1 protein-coding gene is annotated in these 444 nt (G+C 67.6%); it reads right to left on the reverse strand.

What is annotated here, in order from left to right; all coding sequences use genetic code 11:
* A partial coding sequence (locus JWG43_RS20885; RefSeq protein WP_205244376.1) for an alpha/beta fold hydrolase occupies positions 1-308 on the reverse strand: 308 nt, incomplete at its 3' end.
* Between the last annotated feature and the right edge of the window lie 136 nt (positions 309-444).

Raw genomic sequence — 444 nt, forward strand, 5'->3', positions numbered from 1 at the left:
ACGTTCACGCCTCTCGCCCGAAGATCATGAGCAAGTTTGCGGCTGAGTACGGGCGGCAGGGTCGTGTCGCGAGAGGCTTCCAGCACGACGACCTTGCCTGAATAGCCGTCCAGCGTCGCGGGCACATCCACTATGGTCAGGGGCTCGGCCAACTGGACGCGGACGATCGGCCGCCACAGACCCACCATTGAATCAACGGCGGCGCGGGCGGTCGGCGTGGTCGCCTCTAGCACCAGGGCGTCGGCGCGGATGACACGCGCGGCCTCGGCGCAGATCGGACCGCCCAGGGAATGCCCCCATGCGATCAACCTGCGGCCTTCGGCGTCAGCCTAGGCTCGGGCGGTCGCCGCGATGACCTCGCCTGCATCTCTGTAGGTCGCGAAGCTGGCCTGCCCCGGGGTATCGCCGGAGCCGGGATAGTCGAACATCAGCACATCGCCGAAC

Source organism: Desulfobulbus alkaliphilus, from assembly GCF_016918545.1.
In the GTDB taxonomy this organism is placed as follows: Bacteria; Desulfobacterota; Desulfobulbia; order Desulfobulbales; family Desulfobulbaceae; genus Desulfobulbus; species Desulfobulbus alkaliphilus.